At 65.7% G+C, this 13,284-nt stretch carries 13 protein-coding genes; 1 reads left to right on the forward strand and 12 read right to left on the reverse strand.

Annotated features, from left to right (window positions below; all coding sequences use genetic code 11):
* The first annotated feature begins 205 nt into the window (after positions 1-205).
* Positions 206-2,278, forward strand: a complete 2,073-nt coding sequence (locus ACFOOL_RS05685) for a 3-hydroxyacyl-CoA dehydrogenase NAD-binding domain-containing protein (protein WP_380095682.1) — start codon at positions 206-208, stop codon at positions 2,276-2,278.
* A 163-nt stretch (positions 2,279-2,441) separates the two neighbouring features.
* Here ACFOOL_RS05685 and ACFOOL_RS05690 read toward each other — a convergent pair whose 3' ends face one another.
* The 12 genes from ACFOOL_RS05690 to ACFOOL_RS05745 all read right to left on the reverse strand — a co-directional run bounded on the left by ACFOOL_RS05690 (position 2,442) and on the right by ACFOOL_RS05745 (position 13,274).
* On the reverse strand, positions 2,442-2,888 hold the full coding sequence (locus ACFOOL_RS05690; RefSeq protein ID WP_380095684.1) for a MaoC family dehydratase: 447 nt from the start codon (positions 2,886-2,888) through the stop codon (positions 2,442-2,444).
* Between the two features lie 12 nt (positions 2,889-2,900).
* On the reverse strand, positions 2,901-3,341 hold the full coding sequence (locus tag ACFOOL_RS05695) for a hypothetical protein (protein WP_380095686.1): 441 nt from the start codon (positions 3,339-3,341) through the stop codon (positions 2,901-2,903).
* 19 nt (positions 3,342-3,360) lie between these two features.
* On the reverse strand, positions 3,361-4,326 hold the full coding sequence (locus ACFOOL_RS05700) for an SDR family NAD(P)-dependent oxidoreductase (protein WP_380095688.1): 966 nt from the start codon (positions 4,324-4,326) through the stop codon (positions 3,361-3,363).
* Complete coding sequence (locus ACFOOL_RS05705; protein ID WP_380095690.1) at positions 4,323-5,018, reverse strand: hypothetical protein; 696 nt, start codon at positions 5,016-5,018, stop codon at positions 4,323-4,325. Before ACFOOL_RS05705 ends, ACFOOL_RS05700 begins: the two co-directional genes overlap by 4 nt.
* Positions 5,019-5,074: 56 nt before the next feature.
* Entirely contained in the window at positions 5,075-6,043 is a 969-nt protein-coding gene (locus ACFOOL_RS05710; protein ID WP_380095692.1) for a Bug family tripartite tricarboxylate transporter substrate binding protein, read from the reverse strand.
* 118 nt (positions 6,044-6,161) lie between these two features.
* The gene (locus ACFOOL_RS05715) at positions 6,162-6,905 is read right to left on the reverse strand and encodes a carboxymuconolactone decarboxylase family protein (protein ID WP_380095694.1); all 744 of its coding nucleotides are present in this window, start codon (positions 6,903-6,905) and stop codon (positions 6,162-6,164) included.
* A gap of 19 nt (positions 6,906-6,924) precedes the next feature.
* Positions 6,925-7,659 carry an SDR family NAD(P)-dependent oxidoreductase gene (locus tag ACFOOL_RS05720; RefSeq protein WP_380095696.1) on the reverse strand — a complete coding sequence of 245 codons (735 nt, stop codon included), beginning with the start codon at positions 7,657-7,659 and terminating at the stop codon, positions 6,925-6,927.
* A 230-nt stretch (positions 7,660-7,889) separates the two neighbouring features.
* The gene (locus tag ACFOOL_RS05725; RefSeq protein ID WP_380095698.1) at positions 7,890-8,894 is read right to left on the reverse strand and encodes an ABC transporter ATP-binding protein; all 1,005 of its coding nucleotides are present in this window, start codon (positions 8,892-8,894) and stop codon (positions 7,890-7,892) included.
* The gene (locus ACFOOL_RS05730; RefSeq protein ID WP_380095700.1) at positions 8,891-9,901 is read right to left on the reverse strand and encodes an ABC transporter ATP-binding protein; all 1,011 of its coding nucleotides are present in this window, start codon (positions 9,899-9,901) and stop codon (positions 8,891-8,893) included. Before ACFOOL_RS05730 ends, ACFOOL_RS05725 begins: the two co-directional genes overlap by 4 nt.
* Positions 9,901-10,734 carry an ABC transporter permease gene (locus ACFOOL_RS05735; RefSeq protein ID WP_380095702.1) on the reverse strand — a complete coding sequence of 278 codons (834 nt, stop codon included), beginning with the start codon at positions 10,732-10,734 and terminating at the stop codon, positions 9,901-9,903. The genes ACFOOL_RS05730 and ACFOOL_RS05735 overlap by 1 nt, the downstream gene beginning before the upstream one ends.
* Entirely contained in the window at positions 10,734-11,672 is a 939-nt protein-coding gene (locus ACFOOL_RS05740; protein ID WP_380095704.1) for an ABC transporter permease, read from the reverse strand. The genes ACFOOL_RS05735 and ACFOOL_RS05740 overlap by 1 nt, the downstream gene beginning before the upstream one ends.
* A gap of 63 nt (positions 11,673-11,735) precedes the next feature.
* Positions 11,736-13,274: an ABC transporter substrate-binding protein gene (locus ACFOOL_RS05745; protein WP_380095706.1), complete on the reverse strand. Its 1,539-nt coding sequence runs from the start codon at positions 13,272-13,274 to the stop codon at positions 11,736-11,738.
* Positions 13,275-13,284 lie beyond the last annotated feature (10 nt).

The raw sequence follows: 13,284 nt of genomic DNA on the forward strand, positions 1-13,284 counted from the left end.
CGCTCAACGGTGCCTCCCTCTCGTCCATGATCGGCATGGACCGTGTTGACCGGCTGCTGTGAGCCGTTCCGCCTATCGTGCAGGTCACGGGCCGCAGAAAAACTGCAAAACGCCACAAACGATCTTTGCAGGATTTGCAAAATAAAGCCGCGGGCAAACACGCTACAGCATTGGCACATCCTGCCATTCCGCCGCGAGGCCGCCCGTGACCGAAATTCGATATTCAGCCGCCGCCATCCCCACGAGCCCGGCCGTATGGCTGGATCGCCGGGGCGACGCCGCCGTGATAATCATCGACAATCCTCCGGTCAATGCCAGCTCGGCGGCGGTGCGCCAGGGGCTGATGGCCGCCTTGCGGCAGGTCGGCGCCGAGGCCTCCTGCGTCGTCGTCGCCGGCGCCGGCAGGACTTTCATAGTGGGGTCCGACATCAAGGAATTCGGCAAGGCCCTGCCCCCGCCCGAACTGCCCGAGGTGCTGGCCGCGATCGAGGCCTGTCCCGTTCCGGTGATCGCCGCCATCCATGGCGCGGCGCTGGGCGGCGGCTACGAACTGGCGCTGGCCTGCGACTGGCGCATCGCCGCCCCCGGCGCCACGGTCGGCCTGCCCGAGGTGGGGTTGGGCATGATCCCCGGCGCCGGCGGCACCCAGCGCCTGCCGCGCCTTGTCGGCCTGCCGCGCGGCATCGAGATCATCGCGTCCTCCCGCCGCGTGCCCGCCTCCGAGGCGCTGGAACTCGGCATGATTGACGCGCTGGCCGGCGAGGACCTCGTCGGCGACGCCATCGCCTTCCTTGCGGGGCGGGGCAAGCGTCTCGCCGCCCGCCTGACGCCGCCGCCGGCCGGTCCCGACGAGATCGAGGCCGCCGCCGCTGCCGCCCTCGCCAGGGGGCGCGGGCGCGAATGCGTCAAGGAGGCCATTGCCGCCGTGCGGCTGATCGAAACCACGCCGGTCGAGGAGGCGCTGCGTCTCGAACGCGCCGCCTTCCAGCGCCTGCGGGTGGGGGAGGAAGCTACCGCCCTGCGCTATAATTTCTTTGCCGAAAGGGCCGCCGCCAAGCCGCCGGTCGCCGATGCGCCGCGATCCATCGGGAGCGCCGGCGTGGTCGGCGCCGGCACGATGGGTGCCGGCATCGCCGCGGTGCTGCTCGCCGCCGGCCTGCCGGTGACGCTGGTGGACAGCGACGCGGCGGCGCTGGACCGCGCCCGCCAGGCCATCGGCAGCACGCTGGCCGATCTGGAAAGGCTGGGCAAGCTCGCCGGCTCCAGCGCCGCCGAACGCCTGTCGGGGCTGGACAGCGGCCCCGAGGTGGAGCGGCTGGGCGGAGCCGATCTGGTGATCGAGGCGGTCTTCGAGGACATGGAGATCAAGACCGGGGTGATTTCGCGGCTCGGCGACGTGCTGAAGGACGGGGCGATCCTGGCCACCAACACCTCCTATCTCGATATCGAGGCCCTGGCCGCGGCCAGCGGGCGGCCGGAAAATTTCCTGGGCCTGCATTTCTTCGCTCCCGTCCCGCGCATGAAGCTGCTCGAGATCGTGCAATGCGAGGCGACGGCGGCGCCGGTGCTGGCGACCGCCTTCGCCCTCGCCAAGCGGATCGGCAAGCTGCCGGTGCTGGCCCGGCCGGGCGAAGGCTTCATCGGCAACCGCATCTATGCCCGCTACCGGGCCCAGTGCGAATATGCCCTCGACGACGGGGCGCTGCCCCAGGAGATCGACGCGGCCGCCACCGGCCTCGGCTTTGCCATGGGCCTTTTCGCCGTCTCCGACATTTCCGGGCTCGACATCGCCTGGCGGCTGCGGCGGAGCAAGGCGGCCAGCCGCGATCCGCGCGAGCGCTACGTCACCCTGCCCGACGCGGTGTGCGAACTGGGCCGGCTGGGCCGAAAAACCAATGCCGGCTGGTACGATTACGACGACAAGGGCGGCCCCCGGCCGTCCGACGTGGTCACCGGGCTGGTCCGGGCCAATGCCGCCCGGCACGGCCGTCCGGCTCCCGACGCCAGGACCATCGCGGACGCGATCCTGGGCGCCATCGTCAACGAGGCGGCGCTGATCGTCGAGGAGGGCATTGCCCGCTCGGCGGAGGATATCGACGTGGTGCTGACCAATGGCTACGGCTTTTCCAAGTCCAGGGGCGGCCCGCTGTTCCAGGCCGCCCTGATGGAGAACAGGCGGGTGGAGGCCATGGTCGAGCTGGCGGCCAATCGTGCCGGCTGGGGCTTCCGCCGCGGCGATGTCGCCGCTCTCCTCGCGCCCCTGCGCGACAGGGATTGAGCGGGCAAGGATCGGGAGAGGGTTTCCTTCGTCATTGCCGGCTGGTCCCGGCAATTCAGCTCGCGGCGGCTGGGGAGATATCGGAGGGCGACTGGACCGGGTCTGCGTCCCGCCAAGCCGGTAAGGGGACGGAGCGAACCTGCCGCCCCCTCATTGGTCGAACTCAGGCGGCCTCGACCATGGCGGAGCCGACGGTGAGCTTCTTGCCCTTGTCGTCCTCGCACCAGACCTCGAGATGGTGGACGACCTTGCCGGCCTCGTTGCTGATCACTTTGCTGACCCTGGCGCAGGCGATGACCTGCATGTTCTCGTAGATCGGCGCGATATATTTGGTGGTGAGGCGGCTGCGGCAGGCGAATTGCGGCCCGAACACGTCCACCAGCAGCCCCTGGATCCAGTTGGTCGAGATCATGCCGTCGGCGATGATGCCGGGCAGGCCCTGGGAGCGGGCATAGTCGTCGTCGTCATGGATGGTGGGCGGCTGGGTATGCACGCGGCCGTCATCGGCGGCGATGGTGGGCTGGCCATCGACATACCAGCGCATGCGCTCGCGCGTCATGGCGCGAGGACGGGTGCGGAACTCGGTGCCGGCTTCAAGGATGGGGGACATGACGGATACTCCTTAGGCGGCGTCGGACTTGGGGGAATAGGCCAGGATCACCTGATCGCGGTAGCGCAGCAGCAATTGCCCCGTGGCCACATTGGTCAGCTCCATTTCGAGCAGCACATATTCGCGGCCCTTCTTGAGGAAGCGGTCGAGGATGCGCCCGACGACGCTCAGCCGGTCCCCGACGCGCGCCGGCGCGAAGACCTCGGCGTCATATTCGTAGTGGATGCGGGCGGTGGGACCGGTGCCGGCGGGGCAGGCGGCATTATAGAGCCGCAGCTTGTCCAGATGGATCAGCGTGGGCGGCATGATCAGGTCGTCGGCGCCCTGGAAGCACTCCTGGTGCATCTCCACGATATGGGCATATTCGCGGATGACGAAGGAGCTGAGCGTATATTCGACCGGTCCGAGCACGTCGCCCTTGTCCAGATCGGTGACGAAATTTCCCGTGGCCATTTCTGCCTCTCTTGCTGATTTAGGAATCGGATGGAGCCGAGCCGGGCGCCGGGGCCCAGCGGAAGACATCGGTGATGACTTCGAGCGGGGTCAGGAACGGCTCCCAGGCGGCGGCCAGATTGTCCGCGAGCCAGCCGGGCGACCAGCCATTGCGGCTCGACAGGTCGCGCCTGGGCGCGGGATGGCCGTAAAGGTAAAGCTCGCTGCCGCGCGCCCCGATGATCTGGCCGTTGACGCCGGCGGCCGCGTCGCTGCCCAGAAAGGCGATGACCGGGGCCATATGGTCGGGCACCGAGGCCTGCCGGGCGCGGCGCAGATTGTCCAGCGCCTCCGGCGTCATCAGATGCCTGCGCGCATTGTCGGTCAGTTCGGTCATGCGGCTGGTGCTTGAGGGCACCATGCAGTTGGAGCGGATGCCCAGCGGCCCCAGATCCCGCGCCAGCGTCTGCGACAGCCCGACAATGCCGAGCTTGGCGGCGCCGTAATTGGTCTGCCCGGTGCTGCCGATCAGCCCGCCCGCCGAGGACATATGCACGAAGGCGCCGCTCCGCTGCCGCACGAACACCTGCGCGGCGGCGTGGCTGAGATAGACCGCCCCGTAGAGATTGGTGCGCAGCACGCCCTGCCAGTCGCTTTCGGCAGCCTCGTCGAACGCGCCCATGCGGATGATGCCGGCATTGTTGATGACGATGTCGAGGCGCCCGAAGACGTCCATGGCCTGTTCGACCATGGCCCGGCCCGACGCTCTTTCGGTGACGCTGAGCGTATTGGCGACGGCCTCGCCGCCTTCGGCGCGAATGGTTTCGACCACCACGTCGGCGGCCTTGGCCGCTTCGCTGTCCCCGGCGACGGAAACGCCCAGATCGTTGACGACGATGTGCGCGCCGAGCCGCGCCATGTGCCGGCAGACGGCGCGGCCGATGCCGCCGCCCCCGCCGGTGACGATGGCGACCTTGCCCTCGAGAGTGGATGGCTGCGCCGTCATTGCGTCACGCCTTCCATGTCTTCGAGACGCGGCAGGCAGGACGCCCAGCGCCCGATCTGGGCGGCAAGGCTCGCTTCGTCCCAGCCGCCGTCGCGATGCGCGATCCGCACGGGCCGCGATTGCGAGAACAGCCGCAGATTTTCGGCATCGATCGCGGCGATCTGGCCGCTCACGCCGCGCCCCTGCGCGCCGCAGAGATGGAGCGCCAGCGTCACTGCCGCCACGAGGCCCGCCGCATCGGGCTCCGCCACGATGACATTGGACCGCACCCTGTCGCGCAGGTCGAGCGCGATGCCGCGCGACAGGCCCGCCACCGCATAGGACAGGCTCGCGGCGCTGCCCGCTCCGGCCAGTCCGGGCAGGCCCTCGGCCGCGACCAGATGGACGAGGCTGCCGCCATCGCCCTCGAGCATGCGGCGCGCCACCGCCTGGGCGATATGGAACCGCCGATCGAGCTCTTCCTGCGCCGCCGTGTCCCAGCGGTCGAGGTCGATCTGGTCGAACCGGGCGCGCTGGTGCTGGGCGGGAACGGTGACGAGACCGTCCGGGACCCAGCCGGCGGGAAACTCGATCGGTCCTTCATCGCCGGAGACGGCCAGCACCTCGGCGCCCGTCGCCTCGATATGGTCGGCAAGGCCGGACCACGGCCCGTGCGGGACCGCTTCGACCACTATTCTCAATTTCTGGGACATGGGTTTCCGCCTGGGGTGGCGAGGGCGGCAACCGCCCTCGCCGGGGGAGGAAGGGATCAGTTGATGGTGAGGCCGGTGGCCGCGAGCGCTTCCCAGCCCTCGATATCGGCATCGAGCGTCGCCTCGGCCTCTTCGGGCGTATTGCCCACCGGGTTCATGCCCACGGCGAACAGGCGCTCGCTGATGGTGGCATCGGCACCGGCGGCGGCGATGGCGGCGCTGAGCTTGTCGACGATCGCGTCCGGCGTCGCCTCGGGGACGAAGGCGCCGATCCAGATCATGACGCTGGCATCGGGGAAGCCGGCCTCGGCGATGGTGGGAACGTCCGGCAGATCGGGCCAGCGCTCCTGGGAGGTCACGGCCAGGGCCTTGAGCTTGCCTTCCTTGATCAGCGGGATCGAGGTCAGCGTATCGAAGACGATCTGCACTTCATTGGCCATCAGGCCGACCTGCGAGGGCCCGCCGCCGGCATAGGCGATGTGGACCATGTCGATCCCGGTGGAGGCCTTGAAGCGCTCGCCGATCAGGTGGCCCGAGCCGCCCACGCCCGCCGAGCCGAAATTGAGCTCGCCCGGATGCGCCTTGGCGTAGTCGACCAGCTCCTGCACGCTCTCGACCGGCAATTGCGGATTGGCCACCAGCACGAAGGGGCCGCCGGCGATGATGGAGACGGCGCGCAGATCGTCCTTGGTGTCGTAGGGCAGGTTGTCGTTGAACGCCGCATGGATGCCGATGGCGGATGTGTGCACCAGCACCGTCTGCCCGTCCGGATCGGACTTGGCGACGAAATCCGTGCCGATGATGCCGGACGCGCCGGGCTTGTTTTCCACCACGAAAGGCTGGCCGAGCTGCTCGCTCAGGGACTGGCCGATGAGGCGGGCGCCGGCATCGGTGGAACCGCCCGGATTATAGGGCACGATGATGGTGACGGGGCGCTCGGGATAGCTTTGCGCGTCCTGGGCGATGGCCGGCGCGACCAACAGCATGCCGAGCGTCGCGAGCGCGGCTGGGAAACGAATGGACATGAAACTCCTCCTTATGGGAACGCCGACCGGCATTCTGTAACGAACCTAAGGACAGCGCGCGAGCGGGCTCAACGCGCAATCGGCGGCAAACATCTTTGCTGTTTCTGCAAAGATGGCGCTATTTCCGCCCGGCAGCTTCAACCAGCGCGGGGATGGTGGCGGTGCAGGTGTGGATGGCGATGGCGCTGCTCAGTTGCAGCACATCGGCGATTTCCTCGGGCGTGGCGCCATGGCGCAGGGCCAGGCCGATATGGCGGCGCAGGCTTTCGGGCTGCGGCCCGGCGGGCGTGGCGCATACGGCGATGCGGACGAACTCCTTGACCTTGCGGGGCAAGGGCCCGTCCCGATAGGGAATTTCGGCATAGCGCAAATAGGCGTCGATGAAGCGCGGCGCATAGCGGAACATGGCATCCGCTCCTTCCGGCCAATAACCGGTCAGCGCCATGAACTTTTCCTTCCGGGCCTGCTGTTCGGCCGCCAGCTCGATATCGGCGGACTGCCCCGCCGACTGCATTTCCGCGAGCAGCGCCGGCATGCCGGTCTCCAGCGTCAGATGCGCCGAAAGCGTGGTGAGCTGGATCACTTCCAGCACTTCTTCCTTCGTCGCCCCCTTTTCCAGCGCCATCTGGATGTGCCGCGCCGCGCCGCTGGCATAGAGGTGGCTGACGGCGCCATCGACCGCGATATAGATGAATTCGCACAGCTTGGGCTCGAGATTGCCCGCTTCGGCGGGTGCGTTCTGGAACCGCAGATAGGCGTCGAGATAGTCGGGCGACAGCTCCAGCAGGCCCTGATGGAAGGGATGCCAATAGCCGCGGAGCCGGCGAACCTCGTCGGCGAGTCGGGTCCGGGTGTTGTCCATGCGGTTTCGCCTCCGGTTTCTAGATAACCAACCCGCCATTGACCCCGACGATCTGCCCGGTGAGATAGCCGGCATCCTTCCCGGCCAGGAACGCGATGCACGCGGCGATCTCGTCGGCGTCGGCCTCGCGTCCGAGGGGCACAGCGGCGATTTTTCCGGCCCGGACGGCCGCGTCGTCGGCGCCGGCCATGGCGGTGCGGACATAGCCGGGGGCCACGGCATTGACCGTGATGCCCCAGGGGGCGAACTCCTTCGCCCAGCCCTTGGTGATGCTGACGATGGCGCCCTTGGCCGCATTATAGGCGACGCCATAGGGAGCGCCGGCGACGCCCCGCGTCGAAGACATCATGACGATGCGGCCCCGGCGCCTGATCTTCATATGCGCAACCACCGCCTGGGTAAGGAAAACCGGTCCGGCGACGTGAACGGCCAGCATCCGCTCGAGACTCTCCGGCGTCGTCGTTTCGATCCCGCCGCGGTCCCCGCCGATGCCGGCATTGTTGACCAGCAGGTCGATGGGGCCGAACCCTTCCTCGATCTCGCCGGCCAGCGCGCGCAGGCAGGCGGCATCGGAGATGTCCCCGACATAGGGCCTGGCGCTGACGCCGGCGGCGGCCAGTTCGTCGGCCAGCGCACCGGCGCGCCCGGGGTCGATATCGTGAATTGCCAGGGCAAACCCGTCCCGCCCGAGCCGCCTGGCGGCCGCCGCCCCGATGCCTCCCGCCGCTCCCGTCACCAAAGCTACAGATGTCAAAATCGTCTCCCTGGGCCGCTCGTCATCGTCTTGCGGTTCTCCGACACAAGAACGGGGAATTTCGATCCCGGAACAATAGGCGGTCGCGCAATCCTCCTTTACACGGACCGTAAATCCCAGGACCAAACGATAGCGCCATTGGCGTCAGCACCGGCACACCTGATCAGGACTGCCAGGTGGATCAGGGTGGCACAGGCCGGCCCTCAATTTTGAGCGCTCGTTCTCGGCGGCTAGTTTGTCGCCACAGCGCCGGCGGCAGCTTTCACTTCCGGATCGTCCCGGCGGATGCAGGCAACAACATGCCCGCCACCCGTGTCGACCGCCGGGGGCACGGCCTCGGCGCAGACCGGCAGCGCAAATCGGCACCGGGTACGGAACACGCAGCCGCTGGGCGGATTGAGAGGACTGGGAATATCTCCCTGCAGCACCACTCGCTCACGTGTGGCGGTAGGGTCCGCCCGCGGCACACTCGCGAGCAGCGCCTGCGTATAGGGGTGGCGTGGTGCGGCGTAGATGGCCTTACTCGGCCCCTTCTCCATGATGCGGCCGAGATACATGACGACAACCTCGTCGCAAATGTACTCGACCACCGCGAGGTCGTGAGCGATGAACAGGATGGCGAGCGGCGAACGCTGCTGCAGGTCGAGGATCAGATTGAGGATCTGCGCCTGCACTGAAACATCGAGCGCGGAGACCGGCTCATCGGCAATGATAAGTTCGGGCTCCACCGCCAGCGCGCGGGCAATGCCGATGCGCTGGCGCTGGCCGCCCGAGAACTCGTGCGGGAAGCGCGTGGCGTGTTCTGGACGGAGACCTACCTGCGACAGGAGTTCGGCGACCCTCTTCTCACGACGCGCTGCCGATGTGCCATGCACCTCAAGGCCCTCGGCGATGATCTGACCGACCCTCAGACGCGGGTTGAGACTCGACATCGGATCTTGAAAGACAATTTGCAGACGGCGCCGGTAGTCACGCATCTCTCGCGGCGGTAGCGAGAACAGATCGACTCCATCGAACATCGCCCGCCCACCGCTCGGTTCGGTGAGCCGAAGCAGCGTGCGTCCAACGGTGGTCTTGCCCGATCCGGATTCACCGACAAGGCCGACAATGCTTCCACGCCGGACCGCGAAACTCACATCCTCGGCCGCGTGCACGGTGCCGCGCTTGGTGCGAAACACCTTGCTCAGGCCCTCTATCGACAGAAGAATGTCTGAATTGGCTGGGCTGGGACTCATACCTCGTTGCTCCTCCAGCAGCGGCTCAAATGTCGATCCCCGACAATTGCGAGTGACGGCGGTTCGGTCGTGCACTGTGCGACGGCGTAGGAACAACGCGGATGGAAGGCGCAACCCGAAGGGGGAGAGACAAGATTGGGAACGTCGCCGGGGATCGGCGTCATCCGATGGCGCTCTCCATCGCTGCTCCGGTGTAAGGCAGCATTCGGTACGCAGGCCATGAGCCCACGGGTATAGGGGTGGCTTGGTTGGGCGAATAGATCGCCCACCGGCGCCTGCTCGACGATGCGTCCTGCGTACATGACAGCGACGCTGTGTGCGATCTCCGCTACGACACCAAGATTGTGGGTTACGAACAGGACGCTCATACCATTCGACTCTTGCAGCCTGCGCAACAGGTCGAGGATCTGTGCCTGGATAGTAACATCGAGCGCCGTCGTCGGCTCGTCCGCGATGAGCAGGGCTGGCTCGCATGCAAGAGCAAGCGCGATCATCACACGTTGCCGCATGCCACCCGACATCTCGTGCGGGTAGTTGTCGAGACGGCTCGCGGCGCCAGGGATTTCGACATGCTCCAGCATCTCTTTCGCCCGCCTACGTGCTTCGGACTTGGAGACCGGGTAATGGAGCGCGATCATCTCTCCGATCTGGTCACCGACGGTTAGAAGCGGATTTAGCGAGGTCATCGGTTCCTGGAAGATCATCGCGATGTCCCGTCCGCGAATACGACGCATCTCCTTTTCTGACGCGGTGGCGAGATCAATTACATCGCCAGCGGTCCGCCGGAACGGCATGCTGCCGCCTACGATCCGTCCGGGGTGACTCAGCAGCCGCATGACGGAAAGGCTCGTCACAGACTTGCCCGAACCAGATTCACCTACCAGAGCGACCGTCTCGCCCCGGCGCACCTGCAGCTGCACGCCATCGACCGCTTTGACGATCTGCCGGACGCCGAAATGCGTCTGCAGGTTGTCGATTGACAAGATGAGTTCTTCGTCGAGTGCCATCACAGGTCGCGCCCCAGCCGCGGATCGAGAAGATCACGAAGACCGTCACCCACCATCTGGAGCGAAAGCGCTGCGAGGATGATGGCAAGACCCGGGAACACCGTCATCCAGTCGGCCTGTCCGGCGTAATAGCGGCCGCCGGCGATCATGGTGCCCCAGGTAGGAATCTCCGGGTTGACGCCGAGGCCGAGGAACGAAAGGCCGGCTTCCGCGAGGATCGCGTAGGCAAAGATGAACGTACATTGCACGAGGATCGGTGACGCCAGATTGCGCAGTACGTGGCGGACGATGATCCGCCATGTGGGAACGCCCAGTGCGCGTGCAGCCTCGACATAGGGTAACTCGCGAATGATCAGCGTCGAGGCGCGGACGACCCGGGCGAGACGAGGCGCATAGACTACGCCCAGCGCCACGAGGACAGTGAAAAGCGAGGGCCCAAGCGCAGCGACCAGCGCCACAGCGAGGAGAATGTCCGGAAACGCCATCAGCGCGTCAATGAAGCGGGCGACGATCGTGTCGAGCCGTGGAAAGAACCCGGCAAGTATACCGAGCAAAATGCCGATGATACCCGAGATGAGGACGACGCCGGCGCCGACCAGCAGCGAGAGCCGGCCTGCATGGAGAGTGCGGCTGAAGATATCGCGCCCGAACTCATCGGTGCCGAACCACCAGTCGCCGCCCGGCGGCTTAAGCCGGTTGGTAATTGCCAGTGCACCCGGATCGTGCGGAGCGATCAGCGGAGCCGCCACAGCGAGGACGACAATAGTGCCGAGCACCAGGACCCCGGTGGCAACAAGCGGGCGCATGCGGAGCGTCGAGAGCGTTTCGCCCATCAGTATTTCACCCTCGGATCAATGACGAGATAGAGCATGTCAATCAGGAAGTTCATGAGGACGTAGATCAGCGAAACCACGAGCAGCGTGCCTTGGATGACCGGATAGTCACGGCGCAGCACCGAGGTGACAATGAGGTTGCCGACACCGGGCAAACCGAACACCATTTCAGTGATGACGGCCCCCGCAACGAGCAAGGCCATGGTCATACCGACAATAGTGACGATGGGAACAAGCGCGTTCTTGAAGGCGTGCTTCATCACGACGCGAAACTCGCCCATACCCTTGGAGCGGGCCGTGCGGACGTAGTCTTCGCTCAGCACGTCCAGCATGCTTGCCCGCGTGAAGCGGAGGATCAAAGCCGACGAGTAGATGCCGAGCGAAACCGCCGGCAGAAACAGGTGGTGAAGACGTGTCATGAAGTCGGCGCCGGGACCGCCATAGCCGGAGACCGGGAACCAGCCGAACTGCAGTGACAGCGTCTGGATCAAAATGAGCCCGAGCCAGAAGCTCGGAACGCTCGCGGCGAGCATTGCCAACGAGGTCGCGAGCCGATCCCACAGACTGTTCCGCCGGTAAGCGGCATAGACCCCCAGCGGAATCGCGATGAGGCAGGCGACAACGGTCGAGAAAATGGTGAGGAAGAATGTCGGCTCGGCGCGTCCAGCGAGTAGTTCGAGCACCGGCTTTCCAAGGAAGATGGATTGTCCGAGGTCGCCTTGCACGAGCTGGCCAAGAAAGAGCAGATATTGGCCGAACAGCGGCCGATCGAGGCCCCAGGCCGCGCGCAATGCTGCGACCTGTTCCTCGGACGCGCTCGGACCGAGCATTACAACCGCCGGATCTCCCGGGGCGATATGGACGATAAGGAATACGATGCTCACGACGAAGAACATCACGACCATCATGCCGGCGATTCGCTGCAGTGTGTAACTCATCGCGAGGGCGCTCCTTGAGGTTTGGAGGCGCCCGGCGATCGGCCGGGCGCCCGCTATCGTTTACTACTTCGTGACGTTCCACAGCGGCAGGAACGGAACGGGACGGAGACCCTGAACCGACGCAGACGTCGCTACCATTTCGGCAAAGCTGCCGAGCTGCACCCATGGAGCCTGCTGCAGCAGTTCGGTCTGAAGCGCGTCCCACTTCTGTAGGCGTTCGGCCGGATCGACGGTAGAGGTGAACGCATCCATCGCGGCGGTCTTGGCGGCGTCATCCCACCAGCCGTACCAGGTGGGGTTGAACGTCGCGAGCAGCGAGGGCTCGGGAACGAAGCCGAAGAAGCTGATGAACGCTTCCCAGCTCGTGTCGTCGTTGCGCTGCTGCAGCATGCTGGCCCAGTCGAGGTTGACGAGCTCGACATTGATGCCGGCGGCACGAAGGTTCTCTGAAGCTACGACAGCCGCTTTGAAGACGAAGTCGTATTGCTGACTGGTCAGGAGGCGGAACGGTTCGCCATTGTAGCCGGACTCGGCCAGCAGCGCTTTTGCGGTCTCGATGTTCTTCTGATTGTAGCGTTCGGCACCGGCTTCTGAGTAGAAGCTCGTTCCTTCGGCGTAGAGGCTCGGGCTGACCGTGTAGAAATCAGGGATGCCATAGGCGGCAAGCATGATGTCGTCGTGGTTCAGCGCAGCCTGCACCGCCTGACGAAACTTCTCGTTGGACGTTGGCCCCTTCTTGGTGTTCTCGACGAACAGCAGCCAGCCACTGGGACGGATGATGTTGGTCGCGAGGTCGGCATTGCGGGACACTTGGGGGTGGGCCTCGGGCGAGAGGCCGAGCACGATGTCATACTGACCCGACATCAGGGCGCTCAGACGGGTATTGCCGTCAGGCACCGGGAAGAAGCGGATCTCGTCGACCCCTGCAGAGCGGGACCCGGCAAAGCCCGAGGGCTCGCCCTCGGGGGAGGTGTAATCTTCGTATTTCACGAGGCGAACGAATTGATCCGGCACGTGTTCGGCCAGCTGAAACACGCCCGTGCCGACGATCTTAGTCGTCTCGGTAATCGGAGTGTCCGGGTTTCCGGCGATGACTTCCTCGGGGAACACGACGGCGGCGCCGGTGTTGAAGGAGAGCAGCGGCAGAAGTGGCGCGAAGGGCTGCGAAAGCGTGATCTTTACCGAGGCGTCATCGACAGCGGCGATGTCGGTGACCACTTTCCCGGCGATCTGGCCGCGGGGGGACAGCTTGATCCAGCGCTGCAGAGAAGCGACAACGTCGGCGGCGTCCATGTTGCTGCCGTCGTGGAACTTGAGGCCCGTGCGCAGCGGAATGGTGACTTCAGTGCCATCTGCGCTGATCTCGGGCAGGCGGGCGGCCAGTACAGGTGCGGGCTTCCACTCGGCATCAAATGCATAAAGTGGCTCAAGCACGCTGCCGGTAATGAGCGCAACGAGGTCGGTCGTCGACGACATCGAGTCGAGGGTCTGCGGCTCGAACGGCACGGCCACGGTCAACGTGTTTGAACTTTGCGCCTGGGCGCCGGTGATGGACGTTAGCCCTATCAAAGCGGCCGTCAGGACCGATAGTATTCGGATCACTTCTCTTCTC

This window comes from Devosia honganensis, from assembly GCF_042648785.1.
GTDB lineage: Bacteria > Pseudomonadota > Alphaproteobacteria > Rhizobiales > Devosiaceae > Devosia > Devosia honganensis.